Genomic DNA, 21555 nt, shown 5'->3' with positions numbered 1-21555 from the left:
GCGGCGATTCGGAAGATCGTCAGCGCGGGCGGCCCGTTCGGGAGAACGGGTTTTTCGCGCAGGCAGCAAAAAAGCACGACGATGCTTTTGACGGCGCGGATAGAGCCTTCGATACTGAAGGTCAACCGCGCCGTTCGACTATCACGGCGCCGGTTCTTCTCGACAATCGATGAGCGAGGACCCGCCATGACGCAGCAAACCGCAGAGCCGATCCGCTTCGCCTATTGGGTGCCGAACGTCTCCGGCGGCCTCGTCGTCAGCAAGATCCCCCAGCGCACGTCCTGGGACGCCGATTACAACCGCGACCTGGCGCGGATCGCCGAGCGGGCGGGCTTCGATTACGCGCTGACGCAAATCCGTTTCACCGCCGGCTACGGCGCCGAGTACCAGCACGAATCGGTCGCCTTCAGCCACGCTCTGCTCGCCGCCACGACCAAGCTGAACGTCATCGCGGCGCTCCTGCCCGGGCCGTGGAACCCGACGCTGGCGGCCAAGCAAGTGGCGACGATCTCGCAGCTCACCGGTGGGCGCATCGCCGTCAACATCGTCAGCGGCTGGTTCTCGGGCGAATTCCGGGCGATCGGCGAGCCCTGGCTCGACCACGACGAGCGCTACCGCCGCTCGGAGGAATTCATCCGCAGCTTGCGCGGGATCTGGACGGAGGACAACTTCACCTTCCGGGGCGACTTCTACCGCTACAGCAACTACACCCTGAAGCCGAAACCGGCCGAGCCCCTGCCGGAGATCTTCCAGGGCGGCTCCTCGCGGGCGGCGCGGGACATGGCGGCCCGGGTCTCCGACTGGTACTTCACCAACGGCAACACGCCGGAGAACATCCGCCTCCAGGTCGACGATATCCGCCACAAGGCTGAAGCCGAGGGGCGGCACGTCAAGATCGGCGTCAACGCCTTCGTGATCGCCCGCGACACCGAGGCGGAGGCCCGCGCCGTCCTGAAGGACATCATCGACCAGGCCGATCCGGACGCGGTGCGCGCCTTCGGCCAAGAGGTGAAGAATGCCGGCGCGGCCTCGCCGGAGCGCCAGGGCAACTGGGCGAATTCCACCTTCGAGGACCTGGTGCAGTACAATGACGGCTTCCGCACCGACCTGATCGGCACGCCCGACCAGATCGCCGAGCGCATCCTCGCGCTCAAGGATGCGGGCGCCGACCTCGCGCTGCTCGGCTTCCTGCATTTCCAGGAGGAGGTGAAGTATTTCGGCGAACAGGTGATCCCGCGGGTGCGGGCACTGGAGGCGGCGCGGGCCGAGCGCAAGGAGGCGGCCTGACGCGCGCGACCAGGCCCCCGGATGAATCGCAATTTAATCGACCCGGTGCGTCGATGACCTGATCATGGCAGCCCACGCCACGGCTGCCGAGACCATGACCCTTCTTCGCTCCTGCACGACGGCGCTTCTTGTCTCCCTCGCCGCCGTGCAGGCCCTCGCGGGGGAGATGGGCCGGACGCGGACGCTGACCGAGCCGGTCTATGTCCGGCCGATCTACGGGACCTATCGCCAGTGCGGAGGCGCCTGCCTCAAGAGCGGTAGCCTGTCGTGGTTCTGCGGCGCGCGCCAGCAATGCAGCCTCGATTGCGCGATCGCCCCGCCTGTCCGCCGCTGCGCCTCGCCATAGATCGGGAGAGATGACGCGAGGAGGCCGGGCATGACGAAGGCGCGGAAGGAGGTCGCGAAGAAGCAATCGACGAAGAAGGAATGGACCTGGACGAGCGCCGGACCGATCCACGCCTTCCTCGCCTGTCAGGGTCAGGACGGGAGCGGACGCACTCTGTCGGACGTGCTGGCTTTCGATGATGCGCGCCTGGATCGCGAGCACGATTTCATCCAGTGGCTGTTCCCGCTGCGCGAGCCGAGCCGGGCAGTCCCAGGGTCGCCGGTGCTCGGGGACGCGGAGGCCACGGCAATCCGGAGCGATTCCCTGGCTCAGTCCGGCCTGCTTGCCGCCAGGGTCCGGATGGTGCGCTTCTATGTTCAGACCAAGGGATGGCTGACGGCCTTCGACCACAACCACCTGCGCATCACCCGCATCCTCACATCCCTGCGCGACCTCGTCGGGCCGGGTGAAGCCAGGGCTTTCTACGAGGATGTTCTCACCCTCGACCGGCTGGCAGGCTCCCCGGTGAACCCGGAGAGCCTCGAATATTGGCGGAAAGCGGTGGAAGGTTAGAAGAACGCCTGCAGCCCGGTCTGCGCCCGGCCCAGGATCAGGGCGTGGACGTCGTGGGTGCCCTCGTAGGTGTTCACCGTCTCGAGGTTCTGGGCGTGGCGCATCACGTGGTACTCGCCCATGATACCGTTGCCGCCGTGCATGTCGCGCGCCTCGCGGGCGATCGCCAGCGCCTTGCCGCAATTGTTGCGCTTGACCAGCGAGATCATCTCCGGCGCCATCCGGCCCTCGTCGAACAGCCGCCCCACCCGCAACGAGCCCTGGAGGCCCAGCGCGATCTCGGTCTGCATGTCGGCGAGCTTCTTCTGCACCAGCTGGGTCTGGGCCAGCGGCCGGTTGAACTGCTTGCGGTCGAGCGTGTATTGCCGCGCCCGGTGCCAGCAATCCTCGGCCGCGCCGAGCGCGCCCCAGGAGATGCCGTAGCGCGCCCGGTTGAGGCAGCCGAACGGACCTTTGAGCCCCGAGACGTTGGGCAGGAGCGCGCTCTCCGGCACCTCGACGCCGTCCATCACGATCTCGCCGGTGATCGAGGCGCGCAACGAGAGCTTGCCCTTGATCTGCGGCGCCGAGAGCCCCTTCATCCCCTTCTCCAGGATGAAGCCGCGGATCTGGTTGTCGTGGGCGGGCGACTTCGCCCAGACCACGAACACGTCGGCGATGGGAGCGTTCGAGATCCAGGTCTTGGCGCCCGACAGGCGGTAGCCGCCGTCGATCTTGTCGGCCCGGGTCTTCATGCCGGCCGGATCGGAACCGGCATCCGGCTCGGTCAGGCCGAAGCAGCCGACGAACTCTCCGGAGGCGAGCTTCGGCAGGTACTTCTTGCGCTGGTTCTCGTCGCCATAGGCGTAGATCGGGTACATGACGAGCGACGACTGCACGCTCATCATCGAGCGGTAGCCGGAATCGATCCGCTCGACCTCGCGGGCGACGAGGCCGTAGGCGACGTAAGACGCGCCGGCGCAGCCGTATTCCTCCGGCAGGGTGACGCCGAGGAGGCCCAGCTCGCCCATGGCGTTGAACAGCGAACGGTCGGTCTTCTCCTCGGCATAGGCCTCGACGATGCCGGGCAGCAGGCGCTCCTGGGCGAAGCTGCGGGCCGAGTCGCGGATCAGGCGCTCGTCGTCGGTGAGCTGGTCGTCGAGCAGGAAGGGGTCGTCCCACCGGAACGCGCCGCGGGTCCCTTCATGGGGCTTCACCGGGCTGAGGTTGGTCTGGGTGGCGACCGCGGCGGACGGGGCGTTCATGCATTTCCTCCTTGCATTTCGGCCGGGACGTTACCCCGGGCGTGCCGGCTTCGCCAGGATGCGAAATCGCATTCCGCACGCGCCAGCCATGCAGGCGGCAGACGCCGCGGGAAGCGCGCTACTTGATCGGCTGCTTGTCGAGCTTGCGGGCGAGCGTCCGCCGATGCATCCCGAGCCTGCGCGCCGTCTCCGAGATGTTGAAGTCGGTCTCGACCAGGGTCTGGTGGATGCGCTCCCATTCGAGCGTCTTGATCGAGGTCGGCCGGCCGTCGAGGGACACGTCGACGTCGCCCGCCGCCTTGGAGAAGGCCGCCTCGATGTCGTCGGTGTTGGCGGGCTTGGCGAGATAGTGGCAGGCGCCGAGCTTGATCGCCTCGACGGCGGTGGCGATGCTGGCATAGCCGGTCAGCACCACCGTCAGGATGCCGGGATCGTGGTCGTGGAGCGCCTTGACGCAGGCGAGCCCCGATTCGCCGTTGAGCTTCAGGTCGACGACGGCGTAGGCCGGGGTTCGCTCAGCGAGCAGCGCTTCCAGGGCGCTGAGGCCGGTGAGGCTCACGACGGTATAGCCGCGCCGCTCGAGGGAGCGGGTCAGGGTGGCGGCGAAGCGTTCGTCGTCCTCGACGATGACGAGCAGGCGGTCTTCGTCGGACATCTCAGGGCCTGTTGAACGTGAAATCGGAGTGTCAAGGTTTCTGCTTCATCCCACCCACAACCTCATCCTGAGGCGTCAGTCCATCCTTGATGGACTGACCTCGAAGGAGGGCTCCAGTTAGCTCCAAGACTTCTGGAACCCTCCTTCGAGGTCAGCCGATCTTCTATCGGCTAACACCTCAGGATGAGGTTGCGGGCGGGATAGACTGTCGAAGTAGTCGAATGGGCTCATCTCACACCGTCAGGCCGGAGAGCGGCAGGCTGATGGTCACGACGGCGCCTCCATAGCTGCGGTTGCGGGCCTCCACCGTGCCGCCGAGCTTGCGCACGACGTTGACGACGAGAAACAGCCCGAGCCCGCCGCCGAGGCGGCCCTTGCTCGATGTATAGGGCTGGCCGAGCCGCGCCAGCATCTCGGGCGCGAAACCCGGGCCGCGATCGGTGACGGAGAGCCGCAGGGTGTCGCCGTCGCGCCAGGCGGCCAGCTCGACGAAGTTGGGCGACAGCTCCAGCGCGTTGTCGAGGACGTTGAACAGCACCTGCTTGAGCGCGGTGTCGGAGACGATCTCCTGGTCCTCGCCGAACTCGTCGCGGACCTCCAGGCAGAAGCAGGATCGCATCCGGCGCCAGTCGCCGACGAGCTCAGTCACGAAGCCGCGCACGGTGGTGAGGTGCGGCGCCTCCCCGCGGGCGGCGCCGGCGGCGAGCAGGATGCCGGTGACGATCGCCTTGCAGCGCCCCACCGCCTCCTGCATCTCCTCGATCTCGCGGGCGATGTCGGGCGAGGCGGTGAGGTCCGGCATCCGGCGCCAGTCGCCGAGGATCACCGAGAGCGAGGAGAGCGGCGTGCCGAGCTCGTGCGCCGCGCCCGAGGCGAGGAGTCCCATGCGGACGATGTGGTCCTCCTCCGCCGCGCGCTGGCGTAAGGAGGCGAGTCGCGCATCCTGCCGGCGCAGGTTGCGCGAGATCCGGGTGACGAAGACCGCGATCAGGGCGGCATCGATGACGAACGCCACCAGCATGCCGACGAGGTAGAGCCGGAACAGCTCGCCGCTGTCGTCGTCCGGCGGCAGAACCAGCGGCCGGTAGGCCAGCATCAGCAGGCCGAGCGCCGCGGTGGTGACGGCGACGAGGCCGATCGTCGCCCGGCTGCTAAGCAGCACCGCCGCGAGCGTGAGCTGGAGCAGGAACAGCGAGGTGAACGGGTTGGTGGCACCACCGCTCAAGGAGAGCTGCACCGTGAGCGCCACGACGTCGAGGAGGAGGGCGACGAACAGCGCGCCCTCGCTCACGGTGCCGCTGCGGGCGATCCAGGCCAGGCTGACGAGGTTGAGGATGACGAGCCCGGCCAGCACCACCGCCATGGGCCCGAGCGGCAGCGCGATGCCGAGGCCCGCTTGCGCCACCGCGATGGTGACGACCTGGCCCGCCACCGCGATCCAGCGCAGTTGCACCAGGAGCAGGAGGTTCTGACGCCCGCCGTCATGGTCCTCGGGCGTGCCGGGATCGCCGAGGCCCGCCAGGGTGCCGATGCCGAGGCGCCGCGCCGCTCGCCCCACGGCCTCGCGGGCGGTCCGGTGCAGGGCGGCCCAGTCGGTCATGCCGTCAGCTCTCCGGGGACGGGATCGGCCCCTGCAGGCTCAATGCCCGCTCCCCGCCGGCAGGGCGCGGTAGAACGCGACCACGTCGCGGTAATCCTGGTCGACCGGCGTGACCGGCACGGCGAGGCGCAAGGAGAGGCCCGCAAGGCCGGTGAGCAGGGCGAGGACGAGGCAGGCGCGCAGCAACATCGGCGGGCGGTGCCAGAAACGCCGCCGCGCGTAAAGCCGGGGCGGCGGAAACGGGTACGGCCGGGCCGTTCACGGCTTCGAGCGGAGCGAGGGGGCGGAGCTCAACCCGAAGTCGCGGCCGGCCCGGCCGCATGCCCAGAACCTACCGGAGGAGTGATGAATGTCAACATTCGTCACTCGCCACCGCTCCGTGTGCGTCGCCCGATGTGCGCCAGCGCACAAAGTCGTTCCGGCCTCGAATCCGCCCGAGATCTTGCGTTCAAGGAGGCGCCGCTGCGGGAGCCTTCGATCGTGAGTGCGACCATGAAGCCTTTCGCAGAGATCGCCGCGGCGACGCTGCGGCGGCTGCGGCCTAAGCAGACTTGCGTTGGCAAGCCAACGCTTCGTCCGCTTAGGTTGTTGAATTATCGCAGATTTTTGTCGCAAAACCGGCCGCCACTTTTGCGAAATCTGCTTAGTGTCTTGCCGCTGCCCCTGTCCTTCGTGCTCCTGGCCCTGGCGGGCGGGCCGGCCCCGGCCGAGGAGGCCGGGCTCGCTGCGCTGGAGACCCGCTGGCACGATTGCGTGCGGCAGGCCTTCGGCGGCCAGGCCTTCGGGATGGAGCGGCGGGCGGCGCAGAGGGCCGCGCTCGCCGCCTGCAAGCCGCACGAGGACGCCTATGTCCGCGCGATGCTGGCGGCCCAGGAGGCCGAGGCGCGGGCGCGCACGACCCGCAGCGTCGTCGCCCGGGCGCGGGACTGGGCGATCGGCGCGGCGGGCTCGGCGCGGGCGGCCCTTGGCGGGGTGATGGACCGTCTGCGCTGGTGAACCGTGGCGCTTCCGTCCCGTTGGAGACCATGACAGCCAGGAGACCCGACATGACGACCGCCCCACGCACGCTTCTCGGCGCCCTGCCTCTCGCCCTCGTGCTGATGGCCGTGCCCGCGCTCGCGCAGCAGCAGCAGCAGCAGCAGCAGCAGCAGCAGCAGCAGCAGCGTCCGGCCGCCCCCGATCCGGCGGCGGGATTCCTAACCCGGCCGGAGCCCGGCTTCGTGCGGGCCTCAAAGCTCGTCGGCGTCAAGGTGATCGGCATGGACCACGTCCGGGTCGGCGAGATCGAGGACGTGCTCCTCACCGAGGACGGGCGGGTGCGGGCGGTGGTGATCGGCGTCGGCGGCTTCCTCGGCATCGGCCAGAAATCCGTGGCGGTGCCGTTCGACACGATGGCCTGGAACACCGGCGCCGCCGCCGCCGAGGCCCCGCCCTCCTTCACCACGCCCGGCCGCGCGCCGAGCGACGCGGCTGCCAATACCGCCGGTCCGGAGACGATGCCGGGTGCCAAGGTGACCGACCGGGCTTTGGCCGCCGTGCCGGAGAAGCGCAGCGGCACCGTCGACGACGCCACCGGCTCGGTCGCGGCGCCCGCACCGCGGGGCCGCGCCACGGTGCTGGCGACCGGGCCCGACGGCACGGTGGCCGAGGCCGAGGTGCGGCTGACGAAGGCCGAACTCCAGGCCGCGCCGGCCTTCAAGTACGAGGCCGCCCGCTGAGCACGCCGTCCTTACGCTGGCGCCCTTTACGGGTGCCGGACCTCGCCGCCGCCTCGTCCATCGCCGCCCGCATCCATCCGGATTACCCGGAGGACGACGCGGTGATGGTCGAGCGCCTGCGCCTGTGCCCGGAGGGCTGCTTCGCGCTGGCCGCCGGGGATCGATTGCTGGGCTACGCCGTCGGCCATCCCTGGCGGGCGCACTCGGTGCCGGACCTCGACACGCTCCTCGGTGCCCTGCCCGAGCCGGCGGGCGCCTGGTGCATCCACGACGTGGCGCTGCTGCCCGAGGCCAGGGGCCGCGGCGCCGCCTCCGACCTCGTCGGGCTGATGCGGGAGGAAGCCCGGCGGCGCGCCTTGCCCGGAATGGTGCTTGTCGCGGTCGGGAACGCCGCCGGCTTCTGGCACCGCCACGGCTTCCGGCCAATCCCGGAGGCGCCGCCCCCCGGCTACGGTGCGGGTGCGGCCCTGATGGTGCGGGACGTGTAATATAAATTCCGCCGATCCGCCCCCGAACCAATGAAGCGCGGGGTCCCCTCTCCCGTGTCGGAGAGGGGTAGGGGTGAGGGTGATACGCTTCAATGTAAATCTCAAGGCGTCACGCTGCCCGCACTACGGTCCGATTTTTATCGTGGAAGCGTGTCACCCTCACCCCCGGCCCCTCTCCCACACGGGAGAGGGGAGACGCGTTCCATTGTTTACTGAACAGATCAATCGACAATCGCATGACAACTTGGCCACCTCGGCATGAGGCGGGCGGGCGCGCCGGTTGCAGAACTGTGACATTCGGCCTTTCTCGCACCCGCGGCATCTGGCCGAGGCCGGGCGCTGCGCCACCTAGTCTCGCATCGTTCCGAACTGAGCCGCGACGGCATGACGAGGACGGCGTGCAGAGCGTGATTCCCGCCTCAAGTCATGACGCGTCGGCCTCCCCCCGGACTGGAGCCTGACGTCGTGCGCCAGCTCTTCGCGCCGGGCGCGGATGCCCTCCTGCGCCTTGCGCTTCTCACCGGGGCCGCCTGCCTGGCGGCTTTGCCGGTGGTGGGGGCGGGGCTGGTGCGCTCGTCCTACGTCACCGGCGTGGGGGTGGCGCCGGCCCAGCCGGTGCCGTTCAGCCACAAGCACCATGCGGGCGAATTGAAGATCGACTGCCGCTACTGCCACACGACCGTGGAAACCCAGGCCACCGCCGGCCTGCCGCCGACCCAGACCTGCATGACCTGCCACAGCCAGATCTGGTCCGGCTCGGACATGCTGGAACCGGTGCGGGCGAGCTACGCCAAGGATCAGCCCCTGGTCTGGACCCGCCTGAACAAGCTGCCGGGCTACGTCTACTACAACCACGCCGTCCACGTGACCAACGGCATCGGCTGTTCGACCTGCCACGGCAGCGTCACCGACATGCAGCTCACCTACCGGGCCAACGCCTTCGAGATGAGCTTCTGCCTCGATTGCCACCGCAACCCCGAGAAATACGTGCGGCCGAAGGACCAGATCCTCAACATGACCTGGAGCCCGCCGGCGAACCAGGCCACGCTCGGGCCGGATCTGGTGCGCCAGTACCATATCCGCGGCGGCGAGCGCCTGACCGAATGCGGGATCTGCCACCGATGACAGACGACATCGGCGCGCTCCGCGCCCGCCTCGCCGCCGGCGACGGCCCGGCCTTCTGGCGCAGCCTCGACGCGGTGGCGGATTCGCCCGAGTTCCGGGCCTTCCTCGACACCGAGTACCCGGCCGCCGCGCGGCTCGCCGCCGCTCCCGACCGGCGCGGCTTCCTCAAGCTGATGGCCGCCTCCTTCGCGATGAGCGGATTGGCCGCCTGCGGCCAGCCGGACGGGCGCACCAAGGAGATTCCGTATGTCCGCCAGCCCGAGCGGATCATCCCGGGCGCGCCCCTCGCCTATGCCTCGGCGGCGCTGATCGACGGCTTCGCCAACGGCATCACCGTCACCACCCGCAACGGCCGGCCGCTCAAGATCGAGGGCAATGCCGAGCATCCCTGGAGCCGCGGCGGCACCGACGTGTTCGCCCAATCCTCGGTGCTCGGGCTCTACGATCCGTTCCGGCTCCAGACCCCGCAGCATCTCGGCCGGCCGAGTTCCTGGCAGGCCTTCCGCGCCGCCATGACCGGGCGCTTCGCGGCGCTCAAGGCCAGTGAGGGCGGGCGCGGCCTCCACCTCGTCACCGGGCCGGTGACCTCGCCCTCGCTGGCAGCCCAGATCGCCGCGATGCGCCGGGATTTTCCGGCGATGCGCTGGCACGTCTCGGCCCCGGTCGGGCGGGACGCGCTCTACGAGGGCACGCGCCGGGCCTATGGCCGGCCGCTCGAGGCCCGCTGGCGCTTCGACCAGGCGAGGGTCGTCGTCTCGCTCGACGGCGACGTGCTCGATCCCGGGCCGGGCCAGGTCGGGCAGGCGCGGGACTGGATCGAGGCCCGCCGCAAGGCCGCCGGCGAGGGGCGGCTCGTCGCCCTCCACCATGCCGGCCCGAGCCCGAACCTGACCTCGGCCAAGGCCGATGCCCCCCTCGTCATCGGCTCCGACGGCCTCGACGCCCTCGTCCGCGACCTCCTCGCCGAGGCCGGGGGCGGCACGGCGGAGGATCGCGGCGGCCCGGCCGCCGCATGGCGCCAAAAGGCCTTCGCGGCGCTGAACGCGGCCCGCGGCAACGGAATCGTGCTCGCCGGAGCACAGGCCGGGCCGGAACTGCTGGCCCAGGTCCATCGCCTCAACGCGACTTTGGGCAATACCGGCCGGACCGTGTTCCACACCGCGCCGGTGCCGGTTCTCGATCCGGAGCCCCTGTCGGCCCTCACCGAGGCGATGGGCCGGGGCGAGGTGCGGATCCTGGTGATGCTCGACGTCAACCCAGTCTACGAGGCGCCGGGCGATCTCGGCTTCCTCGACGCCATGGCGCGGGTGCCGCTCAAGATCCATGCCGGGCTCTACCAGGACGAGACCGCGTTCCACTGCGACTGGAACCTGCCGCTCGCCCATCCGCTCGAAGCCTGGGGCGACGCCCGCTCCCTCGACGGGACGGTGACGCTGATCCAGCCGACGATCCGGCCGCTCTATGACGGCCGCTCGGGTCCGGAGATCCTGTCGATCCTGACCGATGCCGAGGCGAAGGACGGCGCCGCCCTGTTCGACGCCCATTGGCGCTCGTCCGGCGAGTCCGAGGCCGCCTGGACCGCCCGGCGCGAGGCCTTCCTGCAGGCGGGCTTCTTGGAGAACAGCGCGCTCCCGCCCGAGACCGTCGGGGCGCCGCTGCCCGCCACCGCGGCGGCGCCCCGCCCCGCCCCCTCCCCCGCCGGCCCGGCAAGGCGGGTCGAGGTGCTGTTCCGGCCCGACGCGACGGTGTGGGACGGGAGCCTCGCCAATCTCGCCTGGCTGCAGGAGCTGCCCAAGCCCCTGACCAAGGTGGTGTGGGGCAACGTGATCGCGGTGAGTCCCGCCCTCGCCGAGCGCGAGGAACTTCGCCAGGGCGACGTCGTGACCCTGGAGGCCGAGGGGCGGCGGATCGAGGGGCCGGCCTGGATCCAGCCGGGCCAGGCCGACGACGCCGTCACGGTCTTCCTCGGCTACGGCCGGCGGATCCCCGAGCAGCTGGCGGACGGGATCGGCTACGACGCCTCGCCCCTGCGCGCCAGCGCCACGCCCTGGCGTCTCGCCGAGGCGACCCTGGCGAAGACCGGCCGCAGGGCGCCGCCGGTGACGACGCAGGATCACGGCACGATGGAGGGGCACGACTTCGTCCGCGTCCAGGCCGTGGGCAGCACCACTCCCGTCGCCTCCCGCGCGGCCCTGCCCTCGCTCTATCCCCCGGCCCCGACCTCAGCCGGAGGGCGCTACGATCACGAGCGCGCCTGGGGCATGGTGATCGACCTCGATGCCTGCATCGGCTGCAATGCCTGCGTCACCGCCTGCCAGTCCGAGAACAACATCCCGGTCGTCGGCAAGGAGCAGGTGGGCTTAGGCCGCTGGCTGCACTGGCTCAGGATCGACCGCTACTACGAGGGCGGGCTCGACGCCCCCAAAACCCACTTCATGCCGGTGCCCTGCATGCATTGCGAGCAGGCGCCCTGCGAGGTCGGCTGCCCGGTGGAGGCGACAATCCACGACCGCGAGGGCTTGAACCTCATGGTCTACAATCGCTGCGTCGGAACGCGGGCCTGCTCCAGCTACTGCCCCTACAAGGTCCGGCGGTTCAACTACCTCGACTATTCCGGCGACGTGGCGCCGGTGCAGCAGCAGCAGCGCAACCCGGAGGTCACCGTCCGAGCCCGCGGCGTGATGGAGAAATGCACCTACTGCGTCCAGCGCATCGCCGCGGCGCGGATCGACTCGACGAAGAGCGACCACGCCCCGATCCCCGACGGCGCGGTCGAGACCGCCTGTCAGGGCGCTTGCCCGACCCGGGCCATCACCTTCGGGGATTTGCGCGATTCCGGCAGCCGGGTCGCCGCGGCCGCCGCCGATCCGCGCAATTACGGGCTGCTCGCCGAACTCAACACCAAGCCGCGCACCACCTACCTCGCCCGGTTGGTCGAGGACGCCGCCGTCAAGCCCGGGAGCGCCCTGTGAGCGGGACGGTCACATCCCTGCCGGCCCGGGCCGGCCTCCTCGGCAAGGGCGAGGATTTCGCCTCGATCGGCCGCGCCGTCACCGGCGCCCCGGCCCGCACCCGCTCGCGGGCCTGGTGGATCGCCTTCGCGGGGGCCTGCGGGCTTCTCGGCGTCTTCGCCGTCACCCTCGCCTGGCTGCTCATCAACGGCGTCGGCATCTGGCACAACAACAACCCGGTCGTCTGGGCGCTCGACATCGTCGCCTACGATTGGTGGATCGGCATCGCCTGCGGGGCGCTCCTCACCTCCGCCACCCTGCGGCTCACCGGCGCGGCGTGGCGCTCAGGGCTGGACCGCATCGCCGAGACCACGGCGATCCTGGCGGCGGCGGCGGCAGCCCTCTACCCGATCATCCATCTCGGGCGCCCCTGGGTGTTCTACTGGACCCTGCCCTACCCCAACACCCTGGCGCTGTGGCCGCAATTCCGCTCACCGCTGGTCTGGGACGCGGTCGACATCATCAGTTTTCTCGGGGTCTGCCTCTCGCTCTGGTATGTCGGCCTCCTGCCCGACTTCGCCACGCTCCGTGACCGCGCCTTTGAGGCGGCGCTCACGGAATCCGACGAGCGCGGCCGAACCCGGCGGCTGACGCTCCTGAAGGCGCAGGCCTACGGCATCCTAGCGCTCGGCTGGCGCGGGGCCTCGACCCATTGGGAGCGCTGGCTGATGGCCACCCGCACCCTGTCGGCGCTGGCCCTCGTCCTCGTCGTCTCGCTCCAGACCGGGGCCTCGGTGATGCTCTCCGGCACCGTGCTGCCGGGCTGGCACGACACGCTGCTGCCGGTGAGCTTCCTCGCCGCCTCCTTGCTCGCGGGCGTCGGGGTCACCGCGGCCCTCTCCGTGCTGGTGCGCCGGGCGCTCCACCTCGACGCGCTCATCACCGAACGGCACGTCGCGCTCATGGCCCGCCTGATGCTGGGTCTCGGCCTCGCCTCGGCCTATTGCTATGCCACCGAGATCTTCTCGAGCCTGCTCCACGGCGATGCCTACGACCGGGCGGTGCTGGTCCGCCGGCTCTCGGGCTCGCATGCCTGGGCGTTCTGGATCATCGTGGTCCTCGCCCTCATGCCGGTGCAGCTGTTCTGGTTCTCCGGTTTTCGCCGCTCCGGCCTCGTCGTGGCGCTGGTCGGCGTGGCGGCGGCCATCGGCAGCTTCGGCGATCATTTCATGCTGCTGATCGTGACGCTGAGCCACGATTTCCTGCCCTCCTCGGCCCATCCCTATTCCATCGGCGCCTGGGGCCTCGCCACGCTCGCCGGCACGATCGGGCTGTTCCTCGCCCTGCTGCTGCTGGCTTTACGCACCCTGCCGATGGTCTCGATCGCCGAGACGCGGCGCTTCGCCGAGAGCCACCCGGACGGGCGCCCGAGCGGCGAGCGGGCACCGACCCTCGCGGAGACGGACAGCGCACGGCTCTGGGGCGTCAGCGCCGAATTCGACGATTCTGGTGCCCTCGCGGCGGCGATCGAGGCCCTGAAGCAGCGCGATTTCGGCGCCCGGGTCGAGACCTACGGGCCGGTGCCGATGCGCCGCGCCGCCGAGACTCTGGGGCGACCGGCCGGGATCCTGCCGCTCCTCGCCCTCGGCGCGGCGCTGGGCGGGGGCATCGCCTTCATGGCCATGTGCCTCTACGCCACCGGCTTCGACTACGTGTTCGATGTCGGCGGCCGTCCCCGCTTCTCCTGGCAGGCCTTTTTGGTGCCGAGCGTGTCGTTCGGCACCCTGTGCGGCGGGCTGACGGCGTTGCTGGCGCTGCTGTTCCAGAACCGCCTGCCGCGGCTCAACCACCCGGCCTTCGCGATCCCGGGGTTTTCCCGCGCCAGCGAGGACCGCTTCTTCCTCGCGCTGGAGGCGGCGGGCCCGCGCTTCGATCCGGCCCGGATCGAGCAGGCCCTGGCGCGGCTGCCGCAGGGCCGGCCACTGATGGTCCGGAGGGTGCCGCTGTGAAGCGTCTCGCGCTCCTTCTTCCGCTGGCGCTCGTATCCTGCGATCAGGCCGACATGGTGAGCCAGCCCAAATCCAGGACCTGGGACGCGAACCCGTTCTTCCCGCAGAACCAGACGATGCGCCAGCCGGTGCCCGGCACCGTGCCGCGCAACAGCCCGGACCGGCCGGTGCCGCAGCCAGCCGCCGCGACGCCCGCCCTGCTGGCGCGGGGCCAGGAACGCTACGACGTGTTCTGCACCCCCTGCCACGGTGGGGCCGGCCACGGCGACGGGCTGATCGTGCAGCGCGGCTATCCGCGCCCGCCCGCCTTCGACGAGGCCCGCCTGCGGGCGGCCCCGGCCCAACATTTTTATGACGTGATCACGAACGGTAAGGGCACCATGCTGCCTTATGGGCCGCAGGTGCCGTCGGCCGACCGCTGGGCGATCGTGGCGTATATCCGCGCCCTGCAACTGAGCCAGGGCGCGACGCCGGCGAGCCTGCCGGCGGAGGACCAGGCCGCTCTCGCCGCGGCGAGCCGGACCAGCCCGGGGGGCACACGATGAACCGTCGCCCGATCTCCCTCGCCCTCGGCATCGCGGCGCTCGCGGCCTGCGCATTCGCCGGTGCCGCCGGCAGCCCGGTGATGCCGTCCTATCTCGCCGCCTGGCTGGTGCTGGTGGCCCTGCCGGTCGGCGCGCTGCCGCTGCTCATGGGGCTCGAACTCGCGGGCTTCGCCGCCGGCCCCATGGCCGCGTCGTTACGCCGCCTGCTCGGGCTCCTCCCCATCGCCGGCCTGCTGCTGCTGCCGGTGCTCTTGAGCCTCAACGGCCTCTACCCCTGGGACCGCGGCGTGCCGCCGCGCACGCCGTTCGCGGCCGTCTGGTTCACGCCGCTCCTCTTCATCCTGCGCAGCCTCGCCTATCTGGCGGTCTGGCTCTGGCTAGCCAACACCTTCCGCCGCCCGGCCGCCGAGCCCGGGAGCCCCGCGGCAGACAAGCGCCGGAGCCGCGCCATCCTCGGCCTGATCCTCACCACGATCACCGGCACGCTGGCGGCGGAGGATTGGGTGCAATCGGCCGATCCGGGCCTGGCCTCGACCGCCTTCGGCCTCCTGGTGATGACGATCCAGGCGGGGCTCGCCCTCTCGGCGGCGGCCCTGATCGCGGCACGCGATTCCTCCGGCCGGCCCGGCCGCGACCAGCGCACCGCCGCCGCCTTCGCCGACCCGATCCTGGTGCTGCTGGCGATCTGGGGCTTCGTCCATGCGTGCCAGTACCTCACCGTGTGGTCGGCGAACCTCCCCGACGAGGCGCGCTGGTACCTCGCCCGGGACGGGGCGCTCGGCCGCCTCGGCGTCTGGGCCGGGATCGGCGTGATGGTGCTGGCGGTCCTGGTCCTGATCCCGCGCCGGACCGCCGGCCGCCCGGCGCTCCTCGCCGGCATCGCCCTGCTGATCCTGCTGCTCCACGGTGCCGAGATCTTCTGGCTCGTCACGCCGGGCTTTCGCGGCGCCTTCCGCTTCACCTGGGCCGACGCGCTGGCGCTCGTCGGGGTGGTGGGCGTCGCCGGCGGCCTCTACGGCCCGGTCGATCGCCGCCTGCGGGGGCAGGTCTCGTGAGCGGCATCACCCGGCCCGGCCCCTTCGCCCTGCTCTCGGCCGTCGCGGCGGCGGGGATCCTGCGCCTCTCCGGCATGAAGCCCGCCGCGCCGCCCGAGCCCGATCAGGGCCCGCACAACCCGGAAGGGTTCGAGGAGGAGGATGTCGACGTCCGCCGCACCACCGTCGTGGTGGCGGGGCTCGCCGGCTCGGTCGCCCTCGCGATCGGCGCGGTCGGGCTGATGATGCACCTGTTCGGCGCCTGGCACGTCGCCGACACCCCGCGTCTCACGCCGCAGCAGACCGCGAAGGTGCAGCCGCCGCCACCGAACCTCCAGGGGGCTCCCTACGAGGACCTCGCCCGCCAGGAGGCGCGGGACAAGGCGCAGCTCACCACCTACGCGGCCCTGCCCGATGGGCGGGCCCGCATCCCGGTCGCGCGGGCGATGCAGCTGATCGCCGGCAAATCCCTCGATCCGTCCCCCCTCGATCCGGTCCCGCCCGCCGGCGGAGCCCCCGTTCGATGAACCCGACCGACCTCGCGCTCCAGCTCTGGCCGGCCGCGGCCTCCGCCACCGCGGTCGAGACCGACTGGCTGATCCTCGCCTTCACGGTCCTGACCCTGCTGCTCACGGTGCCGGTCTTCGTCGCCATCACCTGGTTTGCGATCCGCTACCGCCAGGGCGAGGAGGCCGACCGCAGCCACGGCAATGTCCGCAGCGTGCTCATCGAGATCAGCTGGATGCTGATCCCGTTCCTGCTCACCCTGATCTTCTTCGTCTGGGGCGCCCGGCTGTTCTTCATCTCGAAGCAGGTGCCGGGCGATGCCATGGTGGTCGAGGCGATCGGCCGGCAATGGATGTGGAAGTTCCAGCACCCGACTGGCCAATCCGAGATCAACGACCTGCACCTGCCGATCGGCCAGCCGATCAAGATCCGGATGATCAGCCAGGACGTGATCCACAACCTCTACCTGCCGGCCCTGCGGATGCAAATGGCGACCCTGCCCGACCGCTACACCGAATTGTGGTTCAAGGCCGACCGCACCGGCAGCTACCGGCTGTACTGCTCGGAATATTGCGGCACCGACCATTCGAAGATGGACGGGACGCTGACCCTAATGACCCAGGCCGACTACGCCGCCTGGCTCCAGAATGCCGGCGCCCAGCAGGGCGGCCAGGCCGGAGCCGGCCGCGTCGTCTACGAATCCTATGGCTGCGGCGCCTGCCACGATCCCGGCGCCAAGGTGCGGGCGCCGTCGCTCGCCGGCCTCTACGGGCGCGAGGTCAGGCTCGCGGACGGCCGCACGGTCACCGCCGACGAGACGTATCTTCGCGACAAGATCCTGAACCCGAACCGGCAGAAGCTCGCCGCCGACTACAAGCAGGTCATGCCGGCCTTCCGCAACGTGATCCCGCCCGACGACCTCGACCGTCTCGTCTCGTACCTGAAGAGCACGGGGGCGACGGCCCAGCAGGAAACGAGCCCAAGAGGTCCGGTTCAATGACGAGCGGCACCATCACCGACGGGCCGGCCCTGCGCGACCCCCACACCCCGGATTCCCGCATCGGCCACGGGGCCGATTACCTGCATGCCGAGCACACCCTGCGCTCGTGGTTCTTCACCACCGACCACAAGCGCATCGCGCTTTTGTATCTCGCCAGCATCACCGCGTTCTTCGTCATCGGCGCGGTGACGGCGGGGCTGGTGCGCCTGGCCCTCGTCGTCCCCGACGGGCAGGTCTTCACCAACGACACCTACAACAAGCTGTTCACGATCCACGGGGTCGTGATGGTGTGGTTCTTCCTGATCCCCTCGATCCCCGCCACCTTCGGCAACTTCCTGATCCCGCTGATGATCGGGGCGCGGGACCTCGCCTTCCCGAAGCTGAACCTCGCCTCCTGGTACGTGTTCATGACCGGCGCCCTGTTCACGCTGGCGAGCGTGGTCTTGGGCGGCGTCGATACCGGCTGGACCTTCTACACCCCGCTCTCCACCGCCTTCTCGAACACCTGGGTGGTGCCCGCCCTCATCGGCGTCACGATCGTCGGCTTCTCGTCGATCCTGACCGGCCTCAACTTCGTGGTGACGATCCACACCATGCGGGCACCGGGCATGACCTGGTTCCGGCTGCCGATCTTCGTCTGGACCCACTACGCCACCAGCCTGATTTTTTTGCTCGCCACCCCGGTCATCACCGTGGCGCTGATCCTGCTCATCGCCGAGCGGGCCTTCCATATCGGGGTGTTCGATCCGGCCTATGGCGGCGATCCGGTGCTGTTCCAGCACCTGTTCTGGTTCTACTCGCACCCGGCGGTCTACATCATGGTCCTGCCGGGGATGGGGGTGATCTCCGAGATCGTCCCGGCCTTCGCCCAGAAGAAGCTGTTCGGCTACAAGTTCGTCGCCTACGCGGCGATCGGGCTCGCCTCGGTGACCTTCTTCGTCTGGGGCCACCACATGTTCGTCAACGGGCAGAGCGATTTCGCCAGCGTGGCGTTCTCGGTGCTCAGCTTCGCGGTGGCGGTGCCGTCCGCGGTCAAGGTCTACAACTGGACCGCGACGATCCACAAGGGCTCGCTCAAGCTCGACACGCCGATGCTCTACGCCATGGGCTATATCGGGCTGTTCGTGCTCGGCGGCCTGACGGGTCTCTATCTGGCGACGCTCGCCATCAACCAGCATGTCCACGCCACCTACTTCGTCGTGGCGCATTTCCACTACATCATGGTCGGCGGCACGGTGCTGGCGTTCCTCGGCGGATTGCATTTCTGGTGGCCGAAGATCACCGGGCGGATGTATATCGAGGCCTGGGGCCGGATCTCCGCCTTCCTGATCTTCATCGGCTTCAACGTCACCTTCTTCCCGCAATTCATCCTCGGCTATCTCGGAATGCCGCGGCGCTACCACGTCTATCCGCCGGAATTCCAATTCCTCAACATCCTGTCCTCGGCGGGATCGACCATCCTGGCGGTCGGCTACCTCTTCCCGATGGTCTATCTCGTCTACTCGATCTGGTTCGGGAAGCGGGCGCCGGCCAACCCTTGGGACGCCAAGGGCCTGGAATGGACCGTGCCCTCGCCGCCCCCGGCCCACAACTTCCTCACCGAGCCGGTGGCCCCGAAGGTGCCCTACGACTACCCGCTCCAGGCCCGCGAGACCGGGAGGCAGCACTCGTGAGCGCAGGCGCGACCGACACCGCGGTGGGCGTCAAGCTCGTCTCGCATTTCGCGACCGTCGAGCAGCAGAAGCGCGCCGCCGTGCTCGGCATGTGGGCCTGGCTGCTGACCGAGCTCCTGCTCTTCGCCGGGCTGTTCCTCACCGCGCTGATCCTGCGCATCCTCCACCCCGAGGCGGTGCAGGCGGCGGCGCGCCACCTGAAGTTCTGGATCGGCGCCACCAACACCGTGGTGCTGATCGGCTCCAGCCTGACCATGTCGGGGGCGATCCAGCTCTCGCGGCTCGGCTGGCAGCGCGGCATGGTGCGGTTCATGCTCGCGACCGCGGCGCTCGGCACGCTGTTCCTGCTGCTCAAGGGCTACGAGTACTACGCCGATTACCAGGAACACATGATGCCGTTCCTGTCCGACCGGCCCTACGAACTGAAAGATTCACCGCCCTCGCGGCTGTTCGTGAACCTCTACTACGTCGCGACCTCGCTGCACGGCCTGCACCTGATGACCGGCATCACCATCCTGCTGGTGATGACCTGGCAGGCGAGCCGGCCGGGTTTCCTGAGCGTGCATCAGAACCGGATCGAGATCTTCGGGCTCTACTGGCACTTCATCGACCTGATCTGGATCCTCGCCTTCCCGATCCTCTACGTGGTCAACCGGTAGGAGGCGCCCCCATGTTCGGCACGAGCGACGAGCGCCGCATCCTCTGGCGGCACATGCGCGAGCCGGTCCTGACGGCGTGCGCGCTCCTGGCGATGCTCGGCGTCAACGTGGGATTGGGCGCCACCCTCCCCTTCCCGCATGTCTGGATCGTCGAGCTTCTGGTGGCGAGTGCCATGGTGGTGACGATCCTGCTGTTCTCCATGGAGGTCCGCCACGAGCCGCCGCTGGTGAAGCTGTTTGCCGGCATCGGCTTCTTCTGGGTCGGGATCCTGTTCACGATGACGCTGGTGGATTACCTCTCCCGAGGGTAAGCCCGTTCACTCCCCGCTCACCGATCGGGCCCTATAACCGTCGCCATGTGCGAATTGCTCGGCATGAGCGCCAACGTCCCGACCGATATCCGCTTCAGCTTCGCGGGCCTGGCGCGCCGCGGCGGCGAGACCGGGCCGCATCAGGACGGCTGGGGCATCTCATTCTACGAAGGCCGTGGGAGCCGCAGCTTCCACGACCCGGAGCCGAGCGCCCGCTCGGAGATCGCCCGGCTCTTGCGGCAATACCCGATCAAGAGCCGGATCGTGATCGCCCATGTCCGCCGGGCCAATCGCGGCCGGGTGTCGCTCGAGAACACCCATCCGTTCAGCCGCGAATTGTGGGGCCGCACCTTCACCTTCGCGCATAACGGCCAGTTGAAGGGCGTGAAGCGCCTGAAGCTCGGCCGCTTCAAGCCCGTCGGCACCACCGACAGCGAGCACGCCTTCTGCTGGATGCTGGGCAGGCTCGAGGAACGCTGGGGCAGCCTGCCGAAGCCCACCCGCCTCGACGGGGCGGTGCGGGAGCTCTGCGCCGAGTTGCACGGCCTCGGGGTGTTCAACATGCTGCTCTCCGACAGCCGCACCCTCTATGCCCATTGCGGCAAGCGCCTCTGCACCCTGACCCGGCGGGCGCCGTTCGGCACCGCCACGCTGATCGACGAGGATTGGCGGGTGGATTTCGCGCAGGAGACCACGCCCGACGACATCGTGACCGTGGTGGCGACCCGGCCGCTGACCCGCGACGAGAACTGGACCGACCTCGCCCCCGGCGAGGTGCTGGCCTTCCGCCTCGGCGTGCCGGACGGGGACGAGAATGCGGCCGGCGCCGGGGGCTGAGCCTGCGCCGGTGGTGACGATGGTCGTGACGATATTCGTGTCTTGCCGCCCCTATCGGTTCCGGCCGGTTTCTCGCTAAGCTCTCCCTTTCCGGTCGCGGCCCCCGGGCCCATCTTCCTGAATGACAGGCAGACGCGAGAGCCATGACGCGAGACATCGTCCCGAATCAGTCGGCCAACGACCCGTCGACCCGGACTTCGCCGGCGGAGGACCGCCCCGGGCTGTCGGCCAGCATCCGGTCGCATCTCGGCACCCATCTCCGGGCCACCTACGAGGCCCTGGGCGAGGCCGATCCGGACAACCGGTTCGCCGACCTCATCGCGCGCCTCGAAGCGGCGCTCAAGGCGCAGGGCGAGATCGTCCTGCCGGAATTCCGCGACGGGCTGCTGCAGGCGGTGCCGTCCTTGCGCGCCTTCGCGCTGTCGCTCACCAGCAACCCGGCCCGGGCCGACGACCTGGTGCAGGACACCCTCCTGAAGGGCTGGCAGCACCGGGCCCGGTTCCAGGCCGGCACCAACCTGAATGCCTGGCTGTTCACGATCCTGCGCAACATCTTCTATTCCGATCACCGCAAGCGGGTGCGCGAGGTCGAGGACCAGGACGGCTCCTACGCCGCGCGGCTGGCCACCGCGCCGCACCAGGGCGACCGGCTCGACGTCGAGGATCTGCAGAGCGCGCTCGCCAAGCTGCCGCCGGACCAGCGCGAGGCCCTGGTGCTCGTCGGCGCCGAGGGCGTCTCCTACGAGGAGGCGGCGGCGATCATGGGCTGCAAGGTCGGCACGGTGAAGAGCCGCGTCAGCCGCGCCCGCGGCCGGCTGGCGGAATTGCTGGGCTACGACGAGGAAGATCTCGGCACCGATCGGCTGATCCAGTCGGCGATGCCGAAAGACGCCTGATTCGGCCCGGAGTACTCCTGCGGGGTTCGGGGCGATTTTTTCGGCCGAACGATTGAACCGTTTCGCCGGGGGCGACGTTACTCCCCCCGAAGAGCTGCCCCGCTCGACCGGGGTAGAC

22 protein-coding genes are annotated in these 21555 nt (G+C 69.7%); 18 read left to right on the top strand and 4 right to left on the bottom strand.

Annotation, left to right across the window (positions count from 1 at the left end):
- The first annotated feature begins 186 nt into the window (after positions 1-186).
- The 3 genes from sfnG (at position 187) to AC3AOF_RS06280 (ending at position 2185) form a co-directional block, all read left to right on the top strand.
- A complete protein-coding gene (sfnG, locus tag AC3AOF_RS06290; RefSeq protein WP_488347984.1) occupies positions 187-1287 on the top strand; it encodes a dimethylsulfone monooxygenase SfnG in 1101 nt (366 codons plus the stop codon).
- 64 nt (positions 1288-1351) lie between these two features.
- Positions 1352-1633, top strand: coding sequence for a hypothetical protein (locus tag AC3AOF_RS06285; protein WP_488347983.1), 282 nt, complete (start codon positions 1352-1354; stop codon positions 1631-1633).
- A gap of 30 nt (positions 1634-1663) precedes the next feature.
- Positions 1664-2185, top strand: coding sequence for an opioid growth factor receptor-related protein (locus AC3AOF_RS06280; RefSeq protein ID WP_488347982.1), 522 nt, complete (start codon positions 1664-1666; stop codon positions 2183-2185).
- Here AC3AOF_RS06280 and AC3AOF_RS06275 read toward each other — a convergent pair.
- The 4 genes from AC3AOF_RS06275 to AC3AOF_RS06260 all read right to left on the bottom strand — a co-directional run bounded on the left by AC3AOF_RS06275 (position 2182) and on the right by AC3AOF_RS06260 (position 5873).
- Positions 2182-3429, bottom strand: coding sequence for an acyl-CoA dehydrogenase (locus AC3AOF_RS06275; protein WP_236991582.1), 1248 nt, complete (start codon positions 3427-3429; stop codon positions 2182-2184). The two genes, AC3AOF_RS06280 and AC3AOF_RS06275, sit on opposite strands and share 4 nt — an antisense overlap.
- Before the next feature lie 118 nt (positions 3430-3547).
- On the bottom strand, positions 3548-4084 hold the full coding sequence (locus AC3AOF_RS06270) for a response regulator transcription factor (protein ID WP_488347981.1): 537 nt from the start codon (positions 4082-4084) through the stop codon (positions 3548-3550).
- A gap of 232 nt (positions 4085-4316) precedes the next feature.
- Entirely contained in the window at positions 4317-5684 is a 1368-nt protein-coding gene (locus tag AC3AOF_RS06265; RefSeq protein ID WP_488347980.1) for an ATP-binding protein, read from the bottom strand.
- 39 nt (positions 5685-5723) lie between these two features.
- The gene (locus AC3AOF_RS06260) at positions 5724-5873 is read right to left on the bottom strand and encodes a hypothetical protein (protein WP_488347979.1); all 150 of its coding nucleotides are present in this window, start codon (positions 5871-5873) and stop codon (positions 5724-5726) included.
- Between the two features lie 462 nt (positions 5874-6335).
- Here AC3AOF_RS06260 and AC3AOF_RS06255 point away from each other — a divergent pair, with 462 nt between their 5' ends.
- The 15 genes from AC3AOF_RS06255 (at position 6336) to AC3AOF_RS06185 (ending at position 21437) form a co-directional block, all read left to right on the top strand.
- Positions 6336-6680 (top strand): hypothetical protein, encoded by a 345-nt coding sequence (locus AC3AOF_RS06255; RefSeq protein WP_236991586.1) that lies wholly within the window; start codon positions 6336-6338, stop codon positions 6678-6680.
- Between the two features lie 50 nt (positions 6681-6730).
- Positions 6731-7402: a PRC-barrel domain-containing protein gene (locus AC3AOF_RS06250; protein WP_488347978.1), complete on the top strand. Its 672-nt coding sequence runs from the start codon at positions 6731-6733 to the stop codon at positions 7400-7402.
- A 32-nt stretch (positions 7403-7434) separates the two neighbouring features.
- Positions 7435-7890 carry a GNAT family N-acetyltransferase gene (locus tag AC3AOF_RS06245; RefSeq protein ID WP_488347977.1) on the top strand — a complete coding sequence of 152 codons (456 nt, stop codon included), beginning with the start codon at positions 7435-7437 and terminating at the stop codon, positions 7888-7890.
- A 465-nt stretch (positions 7891-8355) separates the two neighbouring features.
- On the top strand, positions 8356-9015 hold the full coding sequence (locus AC3AOF_RS06240; protein WP_488347976.1) for a cytochrome c3 family protein: 660 nt from the start codon (positions 8356-8358) through the stop codon (positions 9013-9015).
- On the top strand, positions 9012-11987 hold the full coding sequence (locus tag AC3AOF_RS06235) for a TAT-variant-translocated molybdopterin oxidoreductase (protein ID WP_488347975.1): 2976 nt from the start codon (positions 9012-9014) through the stop codon (positions 11985-11987). Before AC3AOF_RS06240 ends, AC3AOF_RS06235 begins: the two co-directional genes overlap by 4 nt.
- Complete coding sequence (locus AC3AOF_RS06230) at positions 11984-13975, top strand: quinol:electron acceptor oxidoreductase subunit ActD (RefSeq protein ID WP_236991591.1); 1992 nt, start codon at positions 11984-11986, stop codon at positions 13973-13975. The genes AC3AOF_RS06235 and AC3AOF_RS06230 overlap by 4 nt, the downstream gene beginning before the upstream one ends.
- A gap of 53 nt (positions 13976-14028) precedes the next feature.
- Positions 14029-14520 carry a c-type cytochrome gene (locus AC3AOF_RS06225; protein WP_488348964.1) on the top strand — a complete coding sequence of 164 codons (492 nt, stop codon included), beginning with the start codon at positions 14029-14031 and terminating at the stop codon, positions 14518-14520.
- On the top strand, positions 14517-15575 hold the full coding sequence (locus tag AC3AOF_RS06220; protein WP_488347974.1) for a hypothetical protein: 1059 nt from the start codon (positions 14517-14519) through the stop codon (positions 15573-15575). Before AC3AOF_RS06225 ends, AC3AOF_RS06220 begins: the two co-directional genes overlap by 4 nt.
- Positions 15572-16081, top strand: coding sequence for a hypothetical protein (locus tag AC3AOF_RS06215; protein WP_488347973.1), 510 nt, complete (start codon positions 15572-15574; stop codon positions 16079-16081). The genes AC3AOF_RS06220 and AC3AOF_RS06215 overlap by 4 nt, the downstream gene beginning before the upstream one ends.
- On the top strand, positions 16078-17061 hold the full coding sequence (coxB, locus tag AC3AOF_RS06210; protein ID WP_488347972.1) for a cytochrome c oxidase subunit II: 984 nt from the start codon (positions 16078-16080) through the stop codon (positions 17059-17061). Before AC3AOF_RS06215 ends, coxB begins: the two co-directional genes overlap by 4 nt.
- Positions 17058-18734 carry a cytochrome c oxidase subunit I gene (locus tag AC3AOF_RS06205; protein ID WP_236991595.1) on the top strand — a complete coding sequence of 559 codons (1677 nt, stop codon included), beginning with the start codon at positions 17058-17060 and terminating at the stop codon, positions 18732-18734. Before coxB ends, AC3AOF_RS06205 begins: the two co-directional genes overlap by 4 nt.
- Entirely contained in the window at positions 18731-19393 is a 663-nt protein-coding gene (locus AC3AOF_RS06200) for a cytochrome c oxidase subunit 3 (protein ID WP_488347971.1), read from the top strand. Before AC3AOF_RS06205 ends, AC3AOF_RS06200 begins: the two co-directional genes overlap by 4 nt.
- Before the next feature lie 11 nt (positions 19394-19404).
- Entirely contained in the window at positions 19405-19704 is a 300-nt protein-coding gene (locus AC3AOF_RS06195) for a cytochrome C oxidase subunit IV family protein (RefSeq protein WP_488347970.1), read from the top strand.
- Positions 19705-19749: 45 nt separating this feature from the next.
- A complete protein-coding gene (locus AC3AOF_RS06190) occupies positions 19750-20541 on the top strand; it encodes a class II glutamine amidotransferase (RefSeq protein ID WP_488347969.1) in 792 nt (263 codons plus the stop codon).
- 143 nt (positions 20542-20684) lie between these two features.
- On the top strand, positions 20685-21437 hold the full coding sequence (locus AC3AOF_RS06185; protein WP_488347968.1) for a sigma-70 family RNA polymerase sigma factor: 753 nt from the start codon (positions 20685-20687) through the stop codon (positions 21435-21437).
- Positions 21438-21555 lie beyond the last annotated feature (118 nt).

The organism is Methylobacterium sp. 142-1Y, assembly GCF_057747795.1.
This window is presented reverse-complemented; position numbering and strand designations above follow the sequence as displayed.